General features: G+C 23.6%; 2 protein-coding genes. Both read left to right on the top strand.

Translation table 11 applies throughout. The features are described from left to right. A partial coding sequence (locus AB4Y90_RS17815) for an AAA family ATPase (protein ID WP_441558902.1) occupies window positions 1-1228 on the top strand: 1228 nt, incomplete at its 5' end. Further along, window positions 1225-1553 (top strand): hypothetical protein (locus AB4Y90_RS17810; protein ID WP_441558901.1); only part of this gene is annotated, 329 nt, incomplete at its 3' end. The genes AB4Y90_RS17815 and AB4Y90_RS17810, both read left to right, overlap by 4 nt.

The following is a 1553-nucleotide window of genomic DNA, read 5'->3' as shown; positions in this document are numbered from 1 at the left end:
AGATTATACTGATTTAGGTAATTATGAAGAAGTAATATATAAAAAACAAAAAAAGAATAAAATTGAATTCAGCTTTAGTAGTCATGTTAACTATAATAAATATTTTCTCGATACAATTTCTATTTACGAAAAAATTCATCAAGAAATGAATGAGCTGAAAGGAGAAGATAGCGTAAGCATTGATTCTACTTTTTTAAAAAATATTCACTCCCCCACCAAAATTACATTTACATTAAGTTCTAATTTACATGATCATAGTTCAATTAAAACTATAATTGAAAACGAAAGTATTGGATATATTAAGATACATATATTAAAAGACAAAGCTAAAATAGATTTCAGAGAATTACTATGTAATATTGAATTTAAAATAGGTGATAAAGAAGGTATTATAGAAAGATGTGCTTCTTTTAAGCAAGGGTTTTTTACATTGCTTGGTATTGAGCTAAAAAAGCAATGTGAGGGATTGTATGGAAATGATTTTCCAGAAATTTATTATCCAATTGCTTATTTTCTTTTATTTCAAAATTATATAAGTGAACAAATTGAGAAGATAACCTTTGTTAATCCTATCACTACAACGCCACAAAGGTTTTATTTTCAAGAAGATAAAAAAGCTGCTTACAAGTCAATTGATATTGAAAAATTTGTCAATATTTTAGGAGACAGTACATTAAGTGAAAAAGATTATAAAGAAAGAATTAATCATCTTAATAAAATAATTAAAAACTTTGGTATTGCTGAAGAAATTCAATTAATTAAAGATAAATCATTACCGGTTAATGCTTTAAATGTTAAAACAAAAGGGTTTTGGTCAAATATTACAGATGTTGGATATGGAGTTTCTTTACAATTACCTATTTTATTTCAAGCAATTCTTTCTGAGAAATATACTAAGAAAGGTAATACAATTCTAATTGAACAACCAGAAGTACATTTACATCCAAACTTGCAAGCTAAATTTATTGATACTCTTTTAAGTATAGGTGACAAAAATAATTACTTTATTGAAACTCATAGTGAACATATCATCAGAAAACTTCAAGTTATTGTAAAATCTAAGAAATATAAAATTAAACCTGAAGATATAACAATCCACTATTTTGTTAGAGATAAGGAAAAATTCAAAATATCAAGTCATAATATTTTATCAAATGGTTTATTAGAAAATTTTTTTCCTGAAGGATTTTATGATACGTCATACAATTTAGTTAAAGAATTATTATGATTATTTTATTAGATGATACTGTATTTTCTGAATTGGAAAATAATAACAATGGACTATATAGAAATATTCTCAATATTTTATATAATGATGAATTAAAAATTATTTTAAATAAAGATCTTCTTGATCTTTATTCAACAAAAATTAATAATGATACTTTTTTTCAATCATTCATTACTGAATTGATTGATCAAAAAAGAAATGTTGAACCTATGACTCATAAAAAAGCAAATTATTCAAAAGATGAGTTGTTTACAAAATTATATGAAAACTATAATAATCCTTTTATAATACCAATTTGTGTAGATAGGAGCACTGAATATACAGA

This window comes from Chryseobacterium sp. 2TAF14 (assembly GCF_052115105.1).
Taxonomy (GTDB): Bacteria; Bacteroidota; Bacteroidia; order Flavobacteriales; family Weeksellaceae; genus Chryseobacterium.
The sequence above is the reverse complement of the archived record's forward strand: the minus strand, read 5'-3'. Positions and strand labels throughout refer to the sequence as shown.